Genomic DNA, 14767 nt, shown 5'->3' with positions numbered 1-14767 from the left:
CCGCGGCGTGCGCGGAAAATCGTGCACAAATCACTAGTCTGCAGGGAGTATGACGAGCACACCGTGGACCCTGACCGACGCAAGCCGTCAGGACGGACGCGTCGCGCTGGTCACCGGCGCCGGCAGCGGGATCGGTGTCGAGATCGCCAGGGGGCTGGCCGGGCTCGGGGCGACGGTGGTGCTGGCCGGCCGCAATGCCGACGCCGCTCGGCGGGTGCAGGCCACACTGCCTGACGCGACAACCGAATTCGCGGAACTGGACCTGGCGGATTTGGCATCGGTGCGGCGCTGTGCCGAGAGTCTGCGTGCGCGGCACCGCAGGATCGACCTGCTGATCAACAATGCCGGTGTCATGCATCGGGTGCGCACCGAGACGAAGGACGGTTTCGAGGGGGATTTCGGGGTGAACTTCCTCGGGCACTTCGCCCTCACGGGCCTGCTGCACGATCGCGCCGAGCGCATCGTGATGGTGAGCAGCGTGACCCACCGTCGCGGTGTCATCGACTTCGAGGATCTGCACAGCCGCAAGAAGTTCCGCAGCGCGAAGGCCTACGCCAATTCGAAACTCGCGCAACTGCTGTTCATGTCCGAGTACAACCGGCGGCACCAGGCCATGTGCGTGGCCGCGCATCCCGGCAGCGCCAGGACGGCGATCCTGCGTGACCAGGGATGGCAGCAGTTGGCGTATCACCCGCGGCTGCGGTTCTCCACATCGTGGTTCGTGCAGGACGCCGACGGCGGGGCACTGCCGATCCTGCGCGCGGCCACCGATCCCGACGCCGTTGCCGGTGACTTCTACGGCCCGGGCGGGCGTCTGCAGATGACGGGCGCGCCGGTGAAGGTCGAACTCGCCCCTGCCGCGCGCGATCCGCTTGTCGCGCAGCGCCTGTGGGAGACGGCGGAATCCCTCACCGGCGTCCGGTTCTAACGCGGTACGGCGGGCATGACCTCGTCGACGACGCGGTGCAGGTAGGGCCAGGCGAGCTCGGGCGGTAGACCACCGCAGAGCGGGTGCAGGGACAGCACCCCGTCCCGGGCAATGGCCTCGATCGCCTGGTCCACCGAATAGATGCGGTGGCTGCCGTTTTCGGCACGCAGCGCATCGATGGTCTGCGCGGTGGACAGGCTGACGATGTGCGGGTCGTGATGGCCGTCGGCGTACGTCATCGCATCGTGGAGCAGGTATGGCCCGATCTCGTCCCAGGCCCGGTCCACGTCGTCGGCCACGAAGACCGTCGTCGGGAACCCGGGCCGCGGTTGCTGCATCCGGCCGGGAACGCGGCCCTGCCTTGCACATTCGTCGTAGTAGGCGTCGGCCAGCTCCGGCAGGTTGTTCTGGGCGTTGAACCCGAGCCCGAAGCGGGCCGCGCGGCGTGCGGCCCGCGGCGTGCCGCCGCCATAGGACAGCCGCACCTTGCGCTCGGGTGCGGGCCGGACCAGCACACCGCGTTCGTTGTCGTAAAAGGGCGCTCCGTCAAGGGCTTTGAGTAACACCGTCAGGTGCGCTTCGGCCAATTCGCCACGGCGGTGATAGTCGACGCCGAGCGACTCGAACTCCTCGGGCCGGTAGCCGACGCCCAAGGTGTAGGAGATCCGTCCGCCGCTGAGATGGTCCAGTACGCCGATGTCCTCGGCCAGCCGCACCGGGTTGTACAACGGCAGGATGAGGGCGCTCACGGCGATGGGCACCGATGTGGTGCGGGCGGCCAGTGCCGCGGCCATCGGCAACGGGCTGGGCAGGTACCCGTCTTCGGCGGCGTGGTGCTCGGACACCACCAGCAGGATCAGGCCGCGGGATTCGGCCCACGCGGCCATATCGAGCGCGGCGGGATACAGCGACGACGCCGGCGCGCCACCGGCGGGGGCCCGCATGTCGAACCGCAGGGTGAACACGAAACCCTAACGCGCCGCGGCCAGTAGGGTCGCGAGCTCGGACTCGATGCCGTCGGTGATGGTGGCGGCGTCGGAGACGTGCCGGGAGTCCGCCGTCACCGACAGGCACAGGTTGTTGTTCCAGGACATGGCGATGACGCTGGGACCCATGCCGTGGTACAGCGGCCCAGCCGGATGGAAGCGCAGGGCCGGCAGGTTGAGGAACACCGGATCGTCGACCGCGATGCCGCTGGCATTGGACACGATGACGTTGCACGGCCACGAGATCCGTTCGGCCAGGCCGAACCGCTCGATGGTGCGGAACAGCAGATTGACGGCGCGGCCCGGAGCGTATTCGTTCCACTGCCGAAACAGGTTGACGCCCCGTTGTTCCTGCACTGCTTTGACCGCCCGCGCGTGTTCGGCGACGGCGAGCAGGCGCCGCACCGGATCGGCCACCGTGGTGTTCAGGTTGACGCGCAGCACCGTGGTGGTGCCGATGCCGTCGGTGACGTAGTCGGACGTGTCGGCAGCACGCATCGCATAGGGCACCGCCGCCACCAGAGGCTGCTGCGGACGCCGGCCCTGCCGGTGCAGTACACCGTCCAGGGCGGCGCCCACACAGCTGAGCAGGATGTGGTTGATGGTGACCGAAAACCGTTGGGCCACCGTCTGGAGATCTTCGAGCGGCAGGACGGCGACGGCCGCGGTCGAGGTACCCGACAGCGAACAGTTCAGCGCCGTCCGTGGTGCTTTCACGTCGAGGTGGCGGGCGGCCCACTTGCCACGCAGGACCCGCGCCGAGGTGGCCACGAGCCGGGGGAGTCGCCGGAGGCGCCGCGCCTTACGGGCGGCGGCATCGCGCGCGATCGCCGCCGGCCGCGCCGGAAACGTCGCCGATTCGGGAACGGCCTTGGCGGGCCGGGTACTCAGATCGCCCGGTGTCATCAGACAACCGGTGACCTCGATTGCCGAGTCACCGTCGACGAGGAGGTGATGCACCACCGAGATGAGATACGCGTAGCCGGGGTCGTCGTCTTCCAGAACGTACATGTGCCACAAGGGTTCCCGTCGGTCCAGGTGCATTGCCCGGACCGCGGCCAGCGCCTTGGCCGCACCGACCGCACCTCCGGGCGCGGGCATGGGCAGGGCTGTCACATGCGCCGACACGTCGATCTGCGGCCGGGCCACCAGCATGGGCCGGTCCAGGTTGAACCACGGGTCGTACAGCACCTTGCGGTACGCGGGCATCAGGTGCATGCGGTTGTCGAGGGCCGACACCACGTAGTCCCGCAGATTTCCGATCACCGAACTGCGATCGACGAGGATCAGCGACATGCCGTTGCCGACCTGCAGCCCGGTCTCCTGATAGAGCTGCCAGGCGTCCATCCCGCTGACCCGCTCGGCGCGGGGCATGGCCGTGTTCATGCCGCCGGCGTGTAGAACTGCCGTACCCAGTGGCGGTACTTGCCGATCGGCCCGTCGCCGGGCGTCAGCTTGGGGTGCTCGAGGTACACCTTGTCGTCCCAGATCAGCTGATCACGCTGGACCTCGTAGGCGACGACCTGCAGCACGATCCAGCCCGCCAGGCGTTCGACCGGTGCCAGCAGCGCGCGCACAAGCCGGTTGCGCACATGCCTTTTCGCGGCGATGCCGATGTAGATGTCGACGTTGCGTTCGGCGACCGGCGTGGGCAGCACCATCTGGCGGACCGTCAGGCCGCCCTGGATGGCGATCTCCACCAGGGAGAAGCCGAGGCCGACCAGAACCGACTTGAAGTGGAAGCTGACACCGCCGATCACCGGAATGGGCTTGGTGCCACCGTATTCGGTATAGATGCGCGGACCGTCGATCTCCATCGGTTTGGGTACGACGAAGTCGCGGAACTTGTGGATGGTCGCGAAATGCGCGTGGTCCAAACCATTTTCGTTGACCTCTTGCGGATGGGTCTTGAAATGCAGCTTCTTGGTGGCGATCGGATGCCAGCCCGCATCGGCGGCGGGCAGGTCGAGTTCGAATGCCGGCTGCTGTCCGGGCGGACCGTGGTACACCATGATCATGCCCAGGTGGTTGCGGACCGGCAGCGTCTTGAGTGCCGCGCCGCGCGGCGGCTCTCCGGTCGGCGTCGAGACGCAGGTGCCCGACGGAGCGAATCTGAACTCGTGGAACGGGCAGACCACGGCTTCGCCGTCGACCCAGCCACGTTTCCCGATGTGGGCGCCGAGGTGCGGGCAGTAGGGCTCGGCGGCGGACAGTTCGCCGGATGCAGTCTGGAAGACGATGATCTCGCCGTCGAGGAAGCGCCGCGTCAGCACCGTCCCGGGCCCCAGCTCGTGGGCGAACGCCACCGCGTACCAGCTGTAGGGGTACGGCGGGAACGCGTCCCCGGCCCGGCTGAGGTTCGTCACTTCCGTCGTTGAGGTCATCGCAGCCCTTTCGCTGTCCGCGCGGCGGAGTCGAATCCGATACAGGTGACGCGTCGACGGCGCCGGCGACGGGCATGCGGCAATCCTGCACGTGTCCGTAGATTTCCCCGACTACGTTCCCGCGTCCACGTCGTTGTGGGTGGCTAGTAGAACATGTTCTAGTTCGCAGTAGACCACTAGTTCGACAACCGTCGCAAGAGAACCGAAAGACTCTGTCGCGCACGTAAATTACCGATATTCGGCAAGGTACTGGCCAGTAATACTGCCAATAGCCGGACAGAGCCCGGCTGGTGTGTTAGGCGATTACCCGGCCGGCTTTTGCCCGCGCCGACCACCGGCCGTGGTCGTAACCGACCTCGACCGGATGCGAAAAGGCCTCCGACACATGATCGGTCGTCACAGTCTCGACCGCTGGTCCCACCGCGACCGTGCGGCCGCCGGAGATCAACAGTGCGTGGGACGTCGACGTCGGCAGCTCCTCGAGGTGATGCGTCACCAGGATCGAAGCCATTTCGGGATGTGAATGCTCAAGCGTGTCAAGGGTTTCCAGCAGCTGCTCGCGCGCGGCGACATCGAGTCCGGTTGTCGGTTCGTCGAGGAGCAGCAGCCGCGGCTCGGCGATCAGCGCGCGGGCGATCAGGGTCCGGCCCCGTTCGCCCTGCGAGAGCGTCGGCCACACCGCATCGGCGCGGTGGGTCAGTCCCACCGTCCCGATCAGCTCGTCGGCCCGTGCGATGTCGTCGGCGGTGGGGGTCCAGCGGGCCGCGATGTCGATGGTGCCGGTGATCCCGGTCAGGACCACCTCGCGCACCGTCAGCGGGTACTGCAGCCGGTGCCGGGGATTCACGTGGCCGATCGACCGGCGCAGCGGTGCCAGGTCGGTGCGGCCCATCTGCGCACCCAGGACCCGAACGACACCGGTCGTCGGAAACGTCACGGCACCGCAGAAGCCGAGCAGCGTGCTCTTGCCCGCGCCGTTGGGGCCGAGCAGCGCCCAGTGCTCGCCCTCGCGCACCGTCAGCGAGATGCCGTCGATGATCTGCTTGCCTTCGCGGCGGAAGGTCACGTTGTCGATCTCGAGGACCGGGGTCATGTGAACGACTCCTTCAAAGCGCTCAGGTGGGTGCGGCTCGCGGCGGCTGCGGCGTCGGGATCGCGCGCGACGATGGCGTCGGCGAGTTGTTGATGCAGTGCGTGGTCGCACGGCTCTGATGCGATCGGGCGGATCTTCAGCATGTCGATCATGGCCAGCCGCAGCCGGGGCAGGAATGCGTCGAACAGCTGGGTCAGCACGTCGTTGTGCGCCGCGGCGATCACGGCCCGGTGAAAGGCCATGTCGGCGTCCACATGTTCGGGGACCGACTGGCCGGTGACGCCGCGGGCGGCAAGGGTGCGCCGGATGGTGCGCAGATCGGCCGGTGTGCGCCGCGTTGCGGCGAGCGCGGCGCCCTCGGCCTCGATCGCGATGCGAGCCTCGATCACCGAGGCCACGTTCGCGCTGCGCAGCACGGTGTCCCAGTCGTCGGTGACATCGAGGGCGGTGACGAAGACGCCGGCGCCCTGGCGGCTGTCGAGGACGCCCTTTCCGGCCAGTTCGCGGATGGCCTCACGCAGGGTGGACCGGCCGACGCCGAGCTGGGCGGCCAGCATGGTTTCGCCCGGAAGTCGTTGTCCCAGTGCCCATTCACCGTCTTTGATGCGCGTCAGCAGCAGCTGGGCGGCTTGGGCTGCCAGGGGTTGACGCGATACCTGCGAGACCATGAAACCTCTCTACTTGTCTGAGGAGTTGTGTATAGTCTAACCATCATGACGCGCGTGCTTCTCCTTGGCTGCCGCGGCGGGGTCTGAAACGACCGGCCCCCTGCCGTGGGGCTCTGTCGCGACCGGTCACCTCCAAACCTGACCGAGAGCAGACCACTCATGAACACCTCCTGGAACCGCCAACAACCGTCAACCATGCCGTGGCACCGTTACACCGATGCCTTCAATCGCGTGGACATTCCTGTGGTCCAAAGGGATTGGCCAAGCAACCGAATCCACGCCGCGCCGCTGTGGGTGCCCGTCGACCTGCGCGACGGCAACCAAGCCCTGGCCGAGCCGATGGACCCCGATCGCAAACGCCGATTCTTCGAACAGCTCGTCGCCATCGGCTACAAGGAGATCGAGGTCGGCTATCCCTCGGCGTCCCAGACCGATTTCGACTTCGTGCGACTGTTGGCCGAAACCGACATCGCACCGCCAGATGTCACCATCGCGGTGTTCACCCCGGCCCGTCGCGACCTGATCGAGCGCACCGTCGACTCCGTGCGGGGCATGCGCAACGACGTCGTCATCCACATGTACACCGCGACCGCGCCCACATGGCGAAACACCGTGCTGGGCAAGGACCGCGACGAGTTGCGCAGTCTGATCCTGCACGGCGCGCTCGACGTGCTGACCTTGACCGAGGGCATGCCCAACATCCGGTTCCAGTTCTCGCCGGAGGTCTTCAACCTGACCGAACCCGATTACGTGCTGGAGATCTGCGACGCCGTGACACAGCTGTGGGACGCCACCGAGAGCCGGCCGGTGATCCTGAATCTGCCTGCCACCGTTGAGGTCGCGACACCCAATGTGTATGCCGACCAGATCGAGTACATGCACCGGAACCTGGCCCGGCGCGACGCGGTGATCCTGTCGGTGCATCCGCACAATGACCGCGGGACCGGCGTGGCCTGCGCCGAATTGGCCGTGCTGGCCGGGGCGCAACGCGTCGAGGGCTGTGTGTTCGGCAATGGTGAGCGCACCGGCAACGTCGACATCGCCACGCTCGCTCTGAATCTGTATGCGCAGGGCGTCGACCCGATGATCGACTTCTCCGATATCGACGCGATCGCCCGTACGGTGTCGCACTGCACCCGGATGCCGATCCACGAACGCCATCCGTACGTGGGCGACCTGGTGCACACCGCGTTCTCGGGAACCCATCAGGACGCCATCAAGAAGGGGCTGGCCGAACACCGGGCCCGGGCGACGGCCGAGAACCGCGACGAGCGCGAAATCGATTGGCGGGTACCGTATCTGCCGATCGATCCGGCCGATATCGGCCGCAGCTATGACGCGGTCATCCGGGTGAATTCACAGTCCGGGAAGGGCGGCATCGCCTATCTGCTGCACACCGGGTACGGACTGGACCTGCCGCGCCGGCTGCAGATCGACTTCGCCCGGCATGTGCAGGCCCACACCGACGGCAGTGGCGCCGAGGTGACCGCCGCCGAGCTGTACGACCTGTTCGAGGCGACCTACCTGGGTTGTGTCGGGCCGGTCGAGCTGAAGGACTGGCACGTCAGCAGCGACGACACCACCGAGATCACGGTGACCGTCAACGGCATCGCCCGTACCAGTACGCATGGCGGCGTCGGGCCCGTCGAAGCGCTGACGCAGGCACTGGCTGATGTGGACCGGCCCGTCGAGATTCTGAGCCTCACCCAGCAGTCGATCGGCGCCACGGCGGTCACCTACCTCGAACACCGCGGCGGCTGGTCGTGTGGCCGCAGTGACTCGGTGCTCACCGCGTCACTGGCGGCGGTGATCCGGGCGGCTAACGCGCCCTGAGCACCTCGAGCGCCTTGTCGGCATGGGAGTCCATCGAGATCTCGCTCGCGATGACCTCGAGGACCCTGCGGTCGGTGTCGATGACGAACGTGGTCCGCTTGACGGGCATCAGCTTGCCGAGCAGGCCACGTTTCACACCGAACGCTTCGGCCACCGCGCCCGAGGTGTCCGACAGCAGCGGGTAGTCGAAGCTGTGCTTCTCGGCGAATTTGTCCTGCTTCTCGACCGCATCCATGCTGATCCCGACGCGGGAAGCACCGACCGCGGCGAACTCGGCCGCCAGGTCGCGGAAGTGGCAGGCCTCCATGGTGCAGCCCGGCGTCATGGCCGCGGGGTAGAAGAACAGCACGATCGGCCCGTCGGCCAGTAGTTCGGAGAGGCTGCGGTTCGTCCCGGTCTGGTCGGGGAGATTGAACTCTGCGACGAGGTCACCACGTTTCATGGTTGCCACGCTACTTCTGGGAGGATGACCGCGTGAAGACGACCTCACGTGAGGAATTCCAGGCGCTGGCCGCCGAGCACCGTGTCGTGCCGGTGACGCGCAAGGTGCTCGCCGACAGCGAGACGCCGTTGTCGGCCTACCGCAAGCTGGCCGCCAACCGTCCCGGCACGTTTCTGCTGGAATCGGCCGAGAACGGGCGGTCCTGGTCGCGATGGTCGTTCATCGGTGCGGGCGCCCCGTCGGCGCTGACGGTCCGGGACGGTGAAGCCGTCTGGCTCGGCAACACGCCGCAGGATGCGCCCAGCGGCGGCGACCCGCTGCAAGCCGTCCGCGACACCCTGGCCCTGCTGCAGACGGCGCCGGTGCCGGGGCTGCCCCCGCTGTCGAGCGGGCTGGTGGGGTACTTCGCCTACGACATGGTGCGGCGCCTGGAGCGACTCCCGGAGCTTGCGGAAGACGACCTCAAGCTGCCCGACATGGTGCTGCTGCTGGCCACCGACATGGCGGCCGTCGACCACCACGAGGGCACCATCACGCTCATCGCCAATGCCGTCAACTGGAACGGCACCGACGAACGCGTCGACTGGGCCTACGACGATGCCGTGGCGCGCCTCGACGTCATGACCAAGGCGCTGGGGGAGCCGTTGCCGTCGAGCATCGCGACCTTCGAACGTCCGCAGCCGCAGCCCCGCCAGCAGCGCACCGTCGAGGAGTACACGGCGATCGTCGAGAAGCTTGTCGGCGACATCGAGGCCGGCGAGGCATTCCAGGTGGTGCCGTCGCAGCGGTTTGAAATGACGACCCAAGCCGATCCCATCGATGTCTACCGGGTGCTGCGGGTGACCAACCCCAGCCCGTACATGTACCTGCTCAACGTGCCCAATGCCGAAGGCGGCCTTGACTTCTCGGTCGTCGGCTCCAGCCCGGAGGCGCTCGTCACGGTGAAGGACGGGGTGGCGACCACGCACCCCATCGCCGGCACCCGGTGGCGCGGCGCCACCGAGGAGGACGATATCCTGCTCGAGAAGGAGCTGCTCGCCGACGACAAGGAGCGCTCCGAGCACCTGATGCTGGTCGACCTGGGACGCAATGACCTGGGCCGCGTCTGCCGGCCCGGCACCGTGCGCGTCGAGGATTACAGCCACATCGAGCGCTACAGCCACGTCATGCACCTGGTCTCCACCGTCACCGGCCAGCTCGCCGACGACAAGACCGCGCTGGACGCCGTCACCGCCTGCTTCCCGGCCGGGACGCTGTCGGGGGCGCCCAAGGTCCGCGCCATGGAGCTGATCGAAGAGGTCGAGCTGACTCGCCGCGGCCTGTACGGCGGCGTGCTCGGGTACCTCGATTTCGCCGGCAACGCCGACTTCGCCATCGCGATCCGCACCGCGCTGATGCGCGGCGGCACCGCCTACGTGCAGGCCGGTGGCGGCGTTGTCGCCGACTCCAACGGGCCGTACGAGTACAACGAGTCGTCCAACAAGGCCAAGGCCGTGCTGGCGGCGATCGCGGCCGCCGAGACCCTGAGCGAGCCGTGAGGACCACCCGCACCGCGCAGGTGCTGCTGCTCGTCGCCGCACTGATGCTGTGGGGCGCCTCCCGGCTGCCCTGGGTCGACGTGTCGTCGTTCGACGGGCTCGGCCAGCCGAAGACGACGACGCTGTCCGGCGCGGCCTGGTCCACGGCCCTCATCCCGCTGGCGCTATTGGCGGGCGCCGCCGCGGTGGCGGCACTGGCCGTGCGCGGCTGGGCGCTGCGGCTGCTGGCGCTGCTGGTGGCCGTCGCGAGCGCCGGGATGGGATATCTGGCCATCAGCCTGTGGGCGGTCACCGACGTCTCGGTGCGCGCCGCCGACATGGCACAGATCGCGGTCATGTTCCTGGTGGGCACCCAGCGGCACTACTGGGGTGCCGGTGTGACGCTGGCGGCCGCGGTGTTGACGCTGGTCGGAGCCGTTTTGCTGATGCGCTCGGCGGGCCGGGGAGCCGCCACGGCGGCCACCGCCAAATACGCCGCGCCGGGCGCGCGGCGCGAGGCGGCACAGGAAGAAGGTGCCGACGGCATGTCCGAACGGATGATCTGGGACGCCCTCGACGAAGGGCACGATCCCACCCAGAACGACGGCGGGAGCAAATGAGTGTGGCCCGGTGGCAGTCTGCGCCGCCCTGGCGACTACCCTTCGAGATGATCATCTGGCTTGCCGAACCGGCACGGAAGGACGACGACGCGTTATGACTTCGGGGACCGTGCTCGACTCCATCATCGAGGGAGTTCGCGCTGATGTTGCCGCCCGCGAAGCCGCGCTGAGTCTGACCGAGGTCAAGGAGCGGGCCAAGAAGGCGCCGACGGCCAAGGATGCTCTCGCCGCGCTGCGGGAGCCGGGCATCGGCGTCATCGCCGAGGTGAAGCGGGCGAGCCCCAGCAAGGGGGCGTTGGCGCAGATCGACGATCCCGCCAAGCTGGCCAAGGCCTACGAGTCCGGCGGCGCGCGGGTGATCAGTGTGCTGACCGAGGAGCGTCGCTTCAACGGTTCGCTGGCGGACCTGGATGCCGTGCGTGCCGGGGTGTCGATTCCGGTGCTGCGCAAGGACTTCATCGTCACGCCGTACCAGATTCACGAGGCCCGGGCCCACGGCGCCGACATGCTGCTGCTGATCGTGGCCGCGTTGGAGCAGTCGGTGCTGACCTCGATGATCGACCGGACCGAGTCGCTCGGGATGACCCCGCTGGTCGAGGTGCACACCGAAGAGGAAGCGGACCGGGCCATCCAGGCCGGTGCCAAGGTCATCGGCGTCAACGCCCGGGACCTCAAGACCCTCGAGGTCGACCGCGACTGCTTCGGCCGCATCGCGCCAGGCCTGCCGAGCAACATCATCCGGATCGCCGAGTCGGGGGTGCGTGGCACCGCCGACCTGCTGGCCTACGCCGGTGCCGGCGCCGACGCCGTCCTGGTCGGCGAGGGCCTGGTGACAAGTGGCGATCCGCGGAGCGCCGTCGCCGACCTGGTAACTGCCGGCACGCACCCGTCCTGCCCGAAACCAGCCCGCTGAATTGCGGGCTCCTGCGCGAAGAAGCAGCCCGAGTTCTTATGTCTGATCGCACTGGTACCGAATTGCCGCGGATGAGCGCGGCGGTCGCCGAAGCCACAAGCCACGACCCCGACGCCAAGGGGCACTTCGGTGCCTACGGCGGCCGGCTGGTGCCCGAGGCTCTGATGGCCGTCATCGAGGAAGTCACCGCGGCCTACGACAAGGTCCGCACCGACCAGACGTTCCTCGACGAGCTCGATCGGCTGCAGCAGCACTACACCGGCCGGCCGTCGCCGCTGTACGAAGCGACGCGACTGTCCGAACACGCCGGCGGCGCGCGGCTGTTCCTCAAACGAGAAGACCTGAACCACACCGGTTCTCACAAGATCAACAACGTGCTCGGGCAGGCGCTGCTGGCCAAGCGCATGGGCAAGACCCGCGTCATCGCCGAGACCGGCGCCGGCCAGCACGGCGTCGCCACCGCGACGGCCTGCGCGCTGCTCGGCCTGGAGTGCGTCGTCTACATGGGTGCGGTCGACACCGCCCGGCAGGCGCTGAACGTGGCCCGGATGCGGCTGCTCGGTGGCACCGTGGTGTCGGTCGAGGCCGGTTCGGCGACCCTCAAGGACGCCATCAACGAAGCCTTCCGCGACTGGGTCACCAACGCGGACGACACCTACTACTGCTTCGGCACCGCGGCCGGACCGCACCCGTTCCCCGTCATGGTGCGCGATTTCCAGCGCGTCATCGGTTTGGAAGCGCGGGTCCAGATACAGCAGCAGGCCGGCCGGCTGCCCGACGCGGTCACGGCATGCGTCGGCGGCGGATCGAACGCCATCGGCGTCTTCCACGCCTTCATCGACGATCCTGGTGTGCGCCTGGTCGGTTTTGAAGCGGCCGGCGACGGAGTCGAAACCGGAAGGCACGCAGCCACTTTCACCGGCGGATCGCCAGGCGCGTTCCAGGGCTCGTTCTCGTACCTGCTGCAGGACGAGGACGGCCAGACCATCGAATCGCATTCCATCTCAGCCGGTTTGGACTACCCGGGCGTCGGTCCGGAACATGCGTACCTCAAGGACGTCGGCCGCGCCGAGTACCGGCCGGTGACGGACACCGAGGCCATGGAAGCGTTCGGCCTGCTGTGCCGCACCGAGGGCATCATCCCGGCGATCGAATCGGCGCACGCCGTCGCGGGCGCGCTGAAACTCGGCAGCGAACTGGGGCCGGGTTCGGTGATCGTCGTGAACCTGTCCGGCCGCGGCGACAAGGACGTCGAGACCGCCGCGAAATGGTTCGGTCTACTGGACGGTGAGACTGGGGAAGCGTCATGAGCCGACTGGCTGGATTGTTCGAATCGTGCCGGGCCGAAGGGCGTTCGGCGCTGATCGGGTACCTGCCGACCGGCTACCCGGATGTGCAGACCTCGATCGACGCGATGGTCGCGATGACCGAATCCGGTTGCGACATCATCGAAGTCGGCGTCGCCTACTCCGATCCGGGCATGGACGGGCCGGTTATCGCCGCCGCCACCAACACCGCCCTGCAGGGTGGGGTGCGGGTCCGAGACGCACTGAAGGCCGTCGAGGCCATCAGCAACGCCGGCGGGCACGCCGTCGTCATGACCTACTGGAATCCGGTGCTGCGCTGGGGCGTCGACGCTTTCGCGCGTGACCTGGCGTCGGCGGGCGGGCTCGGACTGATCACGCCCGACCTCATCCCCGACGAGGCCGACGAATGGTTCGGCGTCTCCGACGCCCACAACCTCGACCGCATCTTCCTGGTGGCACCGTCGTCCACCCCGGAGCGGCTGGCTGCCACGGCGGCGGCCTCGCGCGGGTTCGTCTACGCCGCCTCGACCATGGGCGTCACCGGTGCGCGCGACGCGGTGTCGAACATGGCGCCCGAGTTGGTGTCCCGGGTGCGTGCCGTGTCGGACATCCCGGTGGGTGTCGGCCTCGGCGTCCGGTCGCGGGAACAGGCCGCGGAGATAGCGGCCTACGCCGACGGCGTCATCGTCGGCTCGGCGTTGGTATCTGCGCTCGGCGACGGCGGTATCCCCGCGGTACGAGCATTGTCCGAAGAACTGGCCCACGGAGTACGACAGAAAGTTTCCGCGTGACCACATCGTTGCTGGCATACATCCCGAGTCCGGCCCAGGGCGTCTGGCACTTGGGGCCAGTGCCGATCCGGGCCTACGCGCTCTGCATCATCACCGGCATCATCGCCGCGCTGATCATCGGCGATCGCCGCTGGGTCGCGCGCGGTGGCGAGGCGGGCGTCATCTACGACATCGCACTGTGGACGGTGCCGTTCGGCCTCATCGGTGGCCGGCTGTACCACCTGATGACCGACTGGCGGACGTACTTCGCCGAGGGCGGCGCCGGCATCGGTGCGGCCGTGCGGATCTGGGATGGCGGCCTCGGCATCTGGGGCGCGGTCGCGCTCGGTGGCGTCGGCGCCTGGATCGGCTGCCGCCGGCACGGAATCCCGTTGCCCGCGTTCGGCGACGCCATCGCGCCCGGCATCATCCTGGCCCAGGCCATCGGCCGGCTGGGCAACTACTTCAACCAGGAGCTGTACGGCCGGCCCACGGATCTGCCGTGGGGCCTGCAGATCTTCCAGCGGAGTGACGGCTCCGGTGTGGTGAACCCGCACCTGCTCAACGGCGTCTCGACCGGGCAGGTCTATGAGGTCGTGCATCCGACGTTCCTCTACGAATTGCTGTGGAACCTCGTGGTTTTCTTCTTCCTGCTGTGGGCGGACCGCCGCTTCCGGCTGGGTCACGGGCGGCTGTTCGCGCTGTATGTCGCCGCCTACTGCGTCGGCCGTTTCGGCGTCGAGTTGATGCGCAGCGACACCGCGACGCTGATCGCCGGCATCCGCGTCAACTCGTTCACGTCGACGTTCGTGTTCATCGGTGCCGTGGTTTACATGATGGTCGCGCCGCGGGGCCGTGAGGATCCGGCGACGCTCGGTGGCCGGCAGGCTGAAGAAGCAGAGGCCGAGGCCGAGGCCGAAGGCGCTGCACTGGCTGTTCCGGTTGCCGTCGCGGCAGGTGCCGGTGCGGTGGCCGACGAGGCCGACGCCGTCGAGACCCAATCCGACGAACCTGTGGCGCTGGCGGAGCAGGCCGTCGATACCGAGGACACGGTGGATGAGGACGCTGCCGACGCCGAGGCTGCTGTCGAGGAATCCGTCGACGAATCCGGCGAGGAGCCAGTCGATTCCGACGAGGTCGAGGAAGAAGACGAGTCGGACGCCGAGGCTGAAGAACTGGATGCCGATGAGGCCGAAACCGCGGAGGCCGAAGCGGTCGAGGTGGCCCAGGAGTCCGAGGGGACAACGGAGTCTGACGAGGCCGCTGATGAGGTGGCCGCCGAGACGGCTGTCGCCGATGGCGATGA

Annotated in this window: 14 protein-coding genes; 8 read left to right on the top strand and 6 right to left on the bottom strand. The window is 68.0% G+C overall.

The genetic code is table 11. The features are described from left to right. Positions 1-49 precede the first annotated feature (49 nt). Positions 50-928, top strand: a complete 879-nt coding sequence (locus VXD91_RS25625) for an oxidoreductase (protein WP_346416699.1) — start codon at positions 50-52, stop codon at positions 926-928. Here the strand turns inward: VXD91_RS25625 and VXD91_RS25620 are convergent. From VXD91_RS25620 to VXD91_RS25600, 5 genes are all read right to left on the bottom strand, one after another. Then, positions 925-1893 carry an LLM class flavin-dependent oxidoreductase gene (locus tag VXD91_RS25620; RefSeq protein ID WP_226518698.1) on the bottom strand — a complete coding sequence of 323 codons (969 nt, stop codon included), beginning with the start codon at positions 1891-1893 and terminating at the stop codon, positions 925-927. The genes VXD91_RS25625 and VXD91_RS25620 overlap by 4 nt on opposite strands. 6 nt (positions 1894-1899) lie before the next feature. Beyond that, the gene (locus tag VXD91_RS25615) at positions 1900-3300 is read right to left on the bottom strand and encodes a wax ester/triacylglycerol synthase domain-containing protein (RefSeq protein WP_064859549.1); all 1401 of its coding nucleotides are present in this window, start codon (positions 3298-3300) and stop codon (positions 1900-1902) included. After that, the gene (locus VXD91_RS25610; RefSeq protein WP_061009760.1) at positions 3297-4298 is read right to left on the bottom strand and encodes a Rieske 2Fe-2S domain-containing protein; all 1002 of its coding nucleotides are present in this window, start codon (positions 4296-4298) and stop codon (positions 3297-3299) included. The genes VXD91_RS25615 and VXD91_RS25610 overlap by 4 nt, the downstream gene beginning before the upstream one ends. A gap of 295 nt (positions 4299-4593) precedes the next feature. Then, positions 4594-5391 carry an ATP-binding cassette domain-containing protein gene (locus VXD91_RS25605; protein WP_346416698.1) on the bottom strand — a complete coding sequence of 266 codons (798 nt, stop codon included), beginning with the start codon at positions 5389-5391 and terminating at the stop codon, positions 4594-4596. Next, positions 5388-6059 carry a FadR/GntR family transcriptional regulator gene (locus tag VXD91_RS25600; RefSeq protein WP_346416697.1) on the bottom strand — a complete coding sequence of 224 codons (672 nt, stop codon included), beginning with the start codon at positions 6057-6059 and terminating at the stop codon, positions 5388-5390. The genes VXD91_RS25605 and VXD91_RS25600 overlap by 4 nt, the downstream gene beginning before the upstream one ends. A 195-nt stretch (positions 6060-6254) precedes the next feature. Here VXD91_RS25600 and VXD91_RS25595 point away from each other — a divergent pair, with 195 nt between their 5' ends. After that, positions 6255-7892: a 2-isopropylmalate synthase gene (locus VXD91_RS25595; protein WP_346416868.1), complete on the top strand. Its 1638-nt coding sequence runs from the start codon at positions 6255-6257 to the stop codon at positions 7890-7892. On the opposite strand, the gene VXD91_RS25590 is transcribed toward VXD91_RS25595, so the two are convergent. Then, a complete protein-coding gene (locus VXD91_RS25590; RefSeq protein ID WP_064859553.1) occupies positions 7879-8334 on the bottom strand; it encodes a peroxiredoxin in 456 nt (151 codons plus the stop codon). The two genes, VXD91_RS25595 and VXD91_RS25590, sit on opposite strands and share 14 nt — an antisense overlap. Positions 8335-8366: 32 nt before the next feature. On the opposite strand from VXD91_RS25590, the gene VXD91_RS25585 reads away from it, so the two are divergent. The 6 genes from VXD91_RS25585 to lgt form a co-directional block, all read left to right on the top strand. Then, entirely contained in the window at positions 8367-9872 is a 1506-nt protein-coding gene (locus VXD91_RS25585) for an anthranilate synthase component I (protein WP_235742234.1), read from the top strand. Then, positions 9869-10471 carry a TIGR02234 family membrane protein gene (locus VXD91_RS25580; protein ID WP_226518692.1) on the top strand — a complete coding sequence of 201 codons (603 nt, stop codon included), beginning with the start codon at positions 9869-9871 and terminating at the stop codon, positions 10469-10471. Before VXD91_RS25585 ends, VXD91_RS25580 begins: the two co-directional genes overlap by 4 nt. A gap of 94 nt (positions 10472-10565) precedes the next feature. Further along, positions 10566-11384: an indole-3-glycerol phosphate synthase TrpC gene (gene trpC, locus VXD91_RS25575; RefSeq protein ID WP_226518691.1), complete on the top strand. Its 819-nt coding sequence runs from the start codon at positions 10566-10568 to the stop codon at positions 11382-11384. Between the two features lie 38 nt (positions 11385-11422). Further along, positions 11423-12694, top strand: coding sequence for a tryptophan synthase subunit beta (trpB, locus tag VXD91_RS25570; protein WP_138249723.1), 1272 nt, complete (start codon positions 11423-11425; stop codon positions 12692-12694). Next, complete coding sequence (gene trpA, locus VXD91_RS25565; protein WP_060999605.1) at positions 12691-13482, top strand: tryptophan synthase subunit alpha; 792 nt, start codon at positions 12691-12693, stop codon at positions 13480-13482. Before trpB ends, trpA begins: the two co-directional genes overlap by 4 nt. Next, on the top strand, positions 13479-14767 hold a 1289-nt coding region (gene lgt, locus VXD91_RS25560), incomplete at its 3' end, for a prolipoprotein diacylglyceryl transferase (RefSeq protein WP_346416696.1). The genes trpA and lgt, both read left to right, overlap by 4 nt.

The sequence above is a fragment of the Mycobacterium sp. SM3041 genome, from assembly GCF_039668335.1.
GTDB lineage: Bacteria > Actinomycetota > Actinomycetes > Mycobacteriales > Mycobacteriaceae > Mycobacterium.
The sequence above is the reverse complement of the archived record's forward strand: the minus strand, read 5'-3'. Positions and strand labels throughout refer to the sequence as shown.